Below are 8,645 nucleotides of genomic sequence, written 5' to 3' on the forward strand. Positions count from 1 at the left end.
TTCTGCCGCCTCCGCTGTTTTAATTTTCCTATTGATGGGTGTCGGCACGCAATATCTCTCCCGTTTTCAGAAACCCTATAACTTCAGTGCCACTTCTGAGCCGACTGTCGAGATTATTGATGCAGTCTTTGTCATAGACTCACCCGCGAAACCCGCAGTACGGAGTCAAGCAGGAAGTTCGGTGCTCCCCGGTAAAAGTCCCGGAGCGGGGCAGAAACCCGAAGATTCCCTTGTTGCCACGCTACCCATCGACACGCCAGAGATCTCAACACCGAAACCGCAGTGGACCCAAACTGGGGGCCCCGAAGGTGGCAGCGTGCAGAACTTGTTCATCGCAGCTAACGGAGATTCTTACGCCGGAACAGGGAGCGACCTCTATAGATTGGTGGACGATGGAAGTCAGTGGGGTATTGTCAACGCCAACATGCCCCTTAACGGATCATGGCAAATGACAGAATATGATAAGACCCTCTACCTTGTCTCTGATACGGAAATCCTCACTTCAGTAGATAGAGGTGAGTCGTGGAATTCACTCGGCACACGTCCAGAAGGACAGTTGGTTGATCTTGTCATAACAGATGGGTCCCCTGGGACACACACCGATATTGTAATGTATTTGGCACTTGCTGATGGCGTATTCCGTTCCGTGGACACTGGGAAATCATGGATTCCCGTAAGCGAACAGTTGGCGAACAAAGAGATTCGCGCAATCACGACTATTGAAGATGTCGTATTTGTTGGGACCGGTTCTGGGCTCTATCGCCGCGATTCCGAAGGCTGGACGTTATTATCGGTAGATGAAGACCATAAGACCCGCAATATCCGCGCACTGGCAAGTGCCGGGTATCGACTCTATGTTGCCGTGGGGGACAAGGTGGTGAACAAGGATTTTGGGTTCGTGCTGCCATCGCGAATGGTATGGGAGACATCTCTGTCCCTGTATCGCTCAATAGATTTGGGAGAGTCGTGGGAGACGTTAGACTACGGAAAAACAGAAACAAAGCCTTCCCCTCAAGTTAACATAACCATTCGGGTTGGACCTGCAGATCCGAGAACCGAGCAAAATGGAAAGGAGCAACCTGAGGACGCAGAAACGAAACCGACTTTAATCTTTGAAATGGTAGCAGTGGAAGACAACCTTTTCGTAGTGGACGACGAAAACAGTTATTATTCAAATGACACGGGGGACACCTGGGTTACTTTGGATTCAAGTATACCGGACATAGGAGACGTTTCCATGCTCGTGTCTTTGGATGCGAATACCTTCTATCGGAACGGAGAGTCCGGGATTTATCGCACAACCGATGCCGGCAAAACGTGGCACCCGTTTAACACGAGATTCGTAAAGACCTCTGTGATGAATTTAGTTTCTGTGGGGGATGCGCTTTATGCCAACGTGGGCGGCACACTTCTTACCTCATCCGACGTAGGCGAGTCGTGGACACCTGTGCTTGTCCCAAGCAGCCTCCGGAACATCATTCAGTTGGTGAGATTCAACGATCTGCTCTACGCCAGAACTATAGACGACACGACACCTCACCCCCGCCTCTTTCGCTTATCTACCGAGGATAATCGGTTAACGTCTGTTCCGGGTATGCCATTTTTAAAGGGGGCAGACTATGCCAAGCTAATGGAAGAAGGTTTCATAGAGATTCTGTCAGTAAAAGATCAGACCGAGGGAGAAAAAAACAACCTTGAAGATAATATCCTTGAGGATTTAGATGCCGAGACATTTGTTGAAGACTATAGTCCAGCCTTAGAGGAGCTCCTGGCTGAGGTTTTGAGGTCGGTTATCGGGAATTTCGCCATCAGTGGTGATACTTACTATATGGAATATGGAAAGAAACTCTTCAGATGGAAAACCGGCACGACGGAATGGGTGGATACCGGACTCCTCAATGAATTTCCTGTTGATATAATTGACAATGCTAACACTCTTGATTCCCTCCCTTCCAACCTCGCGGTTTCAGGAAGTATCGTCTACATCGGTAAATGGGATGGATACCTCTTCCAATCATTTGATGAGGGAAACACATGGAACGATGTTACGGCGAGCCTCCCGTTCTCTGTTGCGCATTTCAGGGGCGTAACCTTTGCAGGGTCAACCGTTTATGTCAAATGATGGTATCTCTTGGGAGGCGACAACCGATACAGAAGGCGTGCCAATTGTCATAGAAAGATTCGCGGTAGACGGCACAACCGTTTATGGGACACACCAGCAACGGGTGTACCAATTGAAAGCAAATGCTAACACGTGGCAACAGGTTACACCGGAAATTCCAGTCCGTGTTAACGCTCTTGCCGTTGATGGTAACACGCTTTATGTCGGCACTACTGGCAGGGGTGTGCTACGTTTCACGCTTGATGAATCCGAATAAAAAACCTGAAATATACTAACACTCTAAGGAGATTAAAAAATGAAAAGCATAATTTTACGAGGCAAGATTCGCAATTCCCTAACACTTCTGATCGCAACTTTAGCAACAGTCATAGGCTCACAACTATCGCTTCACGCAAGCACAGATCAGTTTCTCTTTGATATGGATGCGATGAAAGACCCCAGCAGTTTGCTCGTGAAACTTCAAGATACGCGTGCACCGGTGTCCGAATGGATCGCATCGCAATTGTCCGAAGATATGCAGTGGGTGTTACTCGGATACAATGGTACAAGTAACCTATCCCCTCAGCAGCAGGAAGTATTGCTTTCAGACCTAAATCGACTGCTTCAAGGGAATTCTCTCTACGATGCGCAACGGTTTGCCACTGTTGAACTCAGTGAACAAACACAGGCACTCATCGCCGAAAACCCGCAAAGTGGGGAAGCGTTGGTGCGTCTAAACCGGTGTCTCTTAGCAGATGCCTACCCTTATGAATTAGCCTCGCTTTCAGAGGAACAGACCGCTAAGGATTTTAAAGGCATTGAGACGTGCAGAGAAAATTTGCGGCAGATAAAACGCGCCCGTGATGACTATAGGACCGCCAACGCCGATGCGGATCCGCAGTGGCTGTCCGATCTTTCTCCGCAGTATCTGGACGAAAAAGTTCTCTTCTGTCCGGCAGACCCGACAGCAGGAACCCCCGGCGTGCTCACTGAGAATGCATCCGACCCAAAACTTCCGTGCAGTTATCTTTACGAGATTCGGCCCTCTGAGAAAGACGGTCAACACATGCTGTGGACACAGGAAGGTGATATGGTCCCTATCGTTCGTTGTGAACACCACCGTCTCAACCTAAGTCTCGGCGGAAAACTCTATCGCAACGGTCCACAAAGAGGCATCTATGAAAGTAACAAGATCGGGATCTCTGCACTCGCTGACGTTATGCGTGACTTACGTAAACAACACGGGGACGCGTTTCTTAAGACCCAAGAAGGTCGAGAGAAACTCAAACAAGCGACTGAAGAAATAGTCTTGGAGAAATTCGTACCAAAACTGATGAGTGCCTTGGAGAAAGAGATTGTTTCTCAACTTGAAGCACAACTTGGAAAAGACATTCTCCAAACACCAATGGGGATGAATATCCTCAAAGAAGCAATACCGCAGGTGGGGGATCAAATTAAGGTACAACTACAGTCGCAACTTGAAGCACAACTCGGAGAAGAATTTCTAAAAACCGAAGAGGGACAGGACATCCTTCGGCAATTGGCGGATCTGATATCTCTGTGATGTGCTATACAGTAAGTCCCATAAAAGACGTTGTAGCATGAACTGCGAATTTGTGCTACAACGAACACCGAACTAAAAAACAAAGGAGAAATTACCGTGTTAATGACATTGATTCAAAAAGAGATCATGCATCACATTCTCAGTGTCCGATTTATCGCGCTTTTGCTGATGTGTGCCCTGCTCATTCCACTCACCCTTTCTATCAATTATCGCAGGTATAGCCAGAATTTGACGGATTATCAAGAGTCCGTGAAACGGAACGCACAGGATCCAAACGTGGAGGTCTCTAAGTTCTTCCTCAAACCTACACCTTTGAGCGTCTTCGCAAACGGTTTAGAGGAAGCACTGCCGACCTATCTTGGGATGACCCGTAATGGCGTGAGGCAGGGTTCAGCAGGGATTTCTCAGGCATCCGCGGCGTATGCACTTGGGAACCTTGATTTCCTGTTTATTGTCGGAATTGTTTTCAGTCTGCTGGCACTTCTGTTCACATTTGATGCTGTTGCCGGAGAAAGAGAGGCAGGCACGCTCCGGATAAATCTGTCAAATCCGCTTCCCCGAGATGTGTTTCTGTGGAGCAAGCTGATCGGTGGATACATCGTGTTCGTTATTCCGTTTTTAGTATCTTTCCTTTTGGGGTTACTCCTGATCGTTTGGCAGGGATTTCCGCTCGGTGAGCTTAAGGTTGCACTGCCGGTGCTCGGTCTCACACTTATCTCGCTGCTCTATATTGCGGTGTTTTTTGCGATAGGTGTCGTCATTTCAACGTATCTCGACAACGCCAAGACCGCGCTGATCGTCGCATTTACGTTTTGGGTATTTGCGGTGCTGATCGCGCCGCGGGGCGCGTTTGTCGTCGCGAAACTCGTCGCGCCCACCCGAACACAGCAAGCTGTTTATATGGAGAAAAACGCACTTCGCAATAACCTGACAAAGGATAAGGAAGAGAAGATTGGGGAAAAAATGGCTTTAGCTTTTGAGAGCGGCGGTAGTGTTCATATTAACCTAAACGATCCAGAGACGCAGAAAAGGTTAGATAAACTCAGAAAACCGATTGATGAACAGTATCGACTGGAGTTCCAGAATCAATCGGGTAAAATTGACAGGGACTATCAACGCGAAAAGGATCGACAAGAGCAGGTTGGTGAGATGCTTTCCCGGATCGCACCCACGTCTTCACTTACCTATTTTGCGATGAACCTCACACAAACCGGCACGTTAAAAAGGGACACCTATTTTCAAACGGGTGAGAGGTACTATAAGCAACTTGATGATACGTATTTCAGCACAATTTCGGACGACGTGCTGGCACAGTTTTTACATCTGATGAATCGGTCAAATGAGTCTTCTGAATCCGAAACAGACGAAATCCTGCCACCACCAATGTTAATAGAACCTGCTTTATCGGACACATTACGCCGCTCCGCAGTGGATGTGTTCTTACTCGGTTTTTTCGCTTTAGCGTTTACGGTGGTGGCGTTCTTGAAGTTCTTCCGTTCCGATATTTGATGTGAGGGATACCCCACCCTCTGCTGGCGGGGTTTGTAACCCCGCCTACCCGCAACGCCAAAGTAATTGTCGGTTTATTACAAAACGTGTATCTCTCAATTTTTTTCACTATGCACCCATTCTACCTCAAAATTGTATCCTTAATTATGAAGTAAAAAAATAACCTAAGGAGAAACCCATGTTAGAAACCCGATGTTTTCGCCGTGAATAAATTGAACCTGAAAGTGGACGACGGTGAAATTTATGTTGTCCTCGGTGCGAACGGTGCCGGGAAAAGCACGACCATGTCTCTGCTGCTGAATTTCATCGAACCCACAAGCGGCACCGCACTCGTCGGTGACATCGAGATTCCGAAGTTCCCGTTGGAAGCGAAGAAGCATCTCGCTTACGTCTCGGAAAACGTCGAACTCTATCGCAACTTTACGGCGCGTCAAAATCTATCCTTTTTTGCGAAACTCGGCGGACGGAAAAAGGTATCCAACGCCGAACTCGATGCGACACTTGGACGTGTCGGCTTACGACCTTCTCCAAAGGGATGCGTCAACGCCTGGGGATAGCGATCACAATTATGAAAAACGCACAAGCCGTTCTGCTGGATGAACCGACTTCAGGCTTGGATCCCAAAGGGGGTGCTGATTTCCTGAACCTACTCCGCGAATTAAAGGAGGAAGGGAAATCTATCTTTATGTCTACACACGACATCTTCCGTGCGAAGGAGATTGCTGACAGGATTGGGATTCTCGTGGAAGGTAATCTTGAACGGGAACTAACGCGCGAAGAAATTCTAAAAGAGGATCTCGAGGCGTTGTACCTGCATTACGTTGCTGGATACGAATCTGCAGACGATGCAGCCGCATAATGTCCATCTGACGCAAACCAACCGATTCGTCAAACCAAGATTTGGCGAATCGGATACCCAATTATGACGACGGGATTAATTAAAAATGCGAACCAATATACTTACAATTGTTTTTATTAGCGTGATAGGGATATCGTTGCCCGTTTTACTAACAGCGGAGTCTGTAGATGTTTCACTTACGAATGGGAACAATCCAAAAACCAAAGAGGAACAGAGCCGTCAAATCCTGATAGAAGTCGAGCGTTTGAAGATGGAACTGGCAGAAAAGTTGATGAAAAAGAAGCAGGTGGATCTCGAAAACCTCAAGTCGATGATGATGGAGGACAACAACATCGTCACTGTCTCCGAAGTGAATATAGCCGAGGAGGCTTACGAACGTGCCGTCGATGAATATGAACAGGCAAAATTGACGCTCCAACAGGTAGAGCTTGAATCGCTACAAGATGAGTGGCATATCACCGTTGAAGAGACAAGACTCTATGAATCCGTCGATGGTCGGGAGTTATTCTCAATCACCTTGCGGAATAGTTCGTCCCCCGTCAAACTCGTTGAAAGCTCGAAAGTGCTGGAACGAGAAATTATTATCAGCGCACAGATTGACGATATCTTCGTCTCGATTAAAGAACAGGAAAGTTATGGTGCCAGTGGAGCGATTATCACTGAACCTTACGAACGACGCATTGAGACGCTCAAAGAGGGTGAATCTATCACTTTGGAGTTTGAGCTGATAAAAGAGAATGTGCGAGATGTCGTTGTAGCGTTGACGTACTCAGGGCGCGAGGACCAGAAGAACATCCATCTGAAACAGGAAGATCCGTATATCTCTGTCGTGTCTGCGAGGCGCTACAAACAGGGAGATCGGCGGTATCTGGAAGTCGTGCTCACGTATGGTGCAATCAATGGCGAAACAGAAGAAACAGGCACCGGCACCTCCGCCGGTTACTCGGGAGAAGCAACGGCACAAGAAATCAACAATGTCTATGTCTCCATCAAAGATGATACGGAATCTATCATCGGCTTTCCTTATGAATATCGCATTCCGACGCTGAAAGACGGACAGGAGAAAATCCTCGACTTTGAACTCCGGCGAAACGTCGACAGTCTCATTGTCAGTCTGAAATACCTCGATCAGGAAATCCCCTATAAAATACATCTTGAGGAGGACACACGCCATATCTCTATCCTCAGTGCGAAGAAGTTTCGTATCGCTAGTAATACAGGTGGGCAAATGATGGTGACGATCCAGTTGAAAAATACATCAACGACAGAAGCAATGCCAGTTAACGCCACTCCTGAAGAAATCGCCGCGGCGAATGAGATCCGTGGGATTTATATCTCCTTACTCGACGTTGTCGATGATACGAACATCGTCAAGCCGTATGAAGAGAAGATCCCAGTGCTCGGTTACAATGAAACCGTGGAACTGACGTTCCAACTTCAGAAAGATGTCGAGAGTCTGAAGGTATCGCTGAAGTACCCTGAACTTGCCGAACCCGAAACCCGACTCATCTATCTCCAAAAAGAATCCGCGTTGGATGTCGTCAATGTCAGCTCCCTACGCTTCTCACAGGAAGGAAATTTGGGAAGCAGCGTCACTTACGATTTGACGCTCGATCGGTTAGCAGAGACAGAGAACACATTCCAGTTGCGCGTCATTAACCTCCTGAATCGTCTCTCCTTTGAATTCCAAGACCCAGAGACGAAATCTCGGCAGTCTCAGGTAAAGTTTACACAGGAACAGTCGAAGCGGAATCTGTCGCTGATTGTTTATCTACCGGAGGAATTGGATGCATCGTATCTCGACAGCACGCTTGAGTTCTACGTCGCCGTGATTGATGACGCGGAGGCAACTGAACTTGGGGGTGTTAACAATCGGTTGGAGTTACCCGCTGATAGGATTGCGGGTATACAAGGCGGTGTCGAGCGGTTTGAACTGATTCCAAAGGGTGTGCCTGAGATTGAAGTATTCGTGCCGAACGCATTCCAGACGATTAAAATTGGCGAAGAAGTCAACATGACGGCAACGCTAAAGAACATCGGCACCCGCGATCTCGTTGATATTCGTATGCTTGTCGATGTCAACACGGATTGGAAATACACGGTGATCCCTGAAGTCATTGGTTCACTCAAACGGAACGAAGAAACAGATATCCAACTGACGTTGCGTCCCCCTGCGGACATCGGCGTGGGAGAATATCAAGCGAAGTTGAATGCGGAAGTCACGGTTGATAACCGTAAGTTTGAGGCACGCGACCGTTCGATCACAGTGCAAGTCGAGTCTCAGACGCAAATGTCGGTGACGACGCTGCTGTTCGGCGCGTTGATACTCCTGATGATTGGGATCGTTATCGTCACAATCCGCATCAGCCGACGTTGAGGAATGGTTATCAGCGGTTAGGGCGGGTTTCTACGAAACCCTTTTAGCGATTAGCGGTTAGCGGTTAGGGCGGTTTTTTCTTGCGAAAAAACCTTTTAGCAATTAGCAATTAGCGGTTAGCAAAGAGCAAAGAGGCACCTAATTGCTATCAACTAACAGTGAGCGTAGCGAACGCCCTTTTATAGTAATTAGCGGTTAGGGCGGGTTTCTACGAAACCCTTTTAGCGATTAGCAA

At 47.8% G+C, this 8,645-nt stretch carries 5 protein-coding genes and 1 pseudogene; all 6 read left to right on the forward strand.

The genetic code is table 11. The features are described from left to right. Nucleotides 1–2,122, forward strand: a 2,122-nt coding sequence (locus tag J4G02_22250) for a hypothetical protein (protein ID MCE2397234.1), incomplete at its 5' end; no start/stop codon positions are given. Continuing rightward, entirely contained in the window at nt 2,112–2,378 is a 267-nt protein-coding gene (locus tag J4G02_22255) for a PQQ-binding-like beta-propeller repeat protein (GenBank protein MCE2397235.1), read from the forward strand. The genes J4G02_22250 and J4G02_22255, both read left to right, overlap by 11 nt. Before the next feature lie 39 nt (nt 2,379–2,417). Continuing rightward, nucleotides 2,418–3,665, forward strand: a complete 1,248-nt coding sequence (locus tag J4G02_22260; GenBank protein ID MCE2397236.1) for a hypothetical protein — start codon at nt 2,418–2,420, stop codon at nt 3,663–3,665. 102 nt (nt 3,666–3,767) lie between these two features. Beyond that, nucleotides 3,768–5,174, forward strand: coding sequence for an ABC transporter permease (locus tag J4G02_22265; GenBank protein MCE2397237.1), 1,407 nt, complete (start codon nt 3,768–3,770; stop codon nt 5,172–5,174). 284 nt (nt 5,175–5,458) lie between these two features. Beyond that, a pseudogene (locus tag J4G02_22270) lies at nt 5,459–6,033 on the forward strand (ABC transporter ATP-binding protein). 85 nt (nt 6,034–6,118) lie between these two features. Next, nucleotides 6,119–8,410: a hypothetical protein gene (locus tag J4G02_22275; protein MCE2397238.1), complete on the forward strand. Its 2,292-nt coding sequence runs from the start codon at nt 6,119–6,121 to the stop codon at nt 8,408–8,410. Nucleotides 8,411–8,645: the final 235 nt, after the last annotated feature.

It is taken from the genome of Candidatus Poribacteria bacterium (assembly GCA_021295755.1).
In the GTDB taxonomy this organism is placed as follows: domain Bacteria; phylum Poribacteria; class WGA-4E; order WGA-4E; family PCPOR2b; genus PCPOR2b.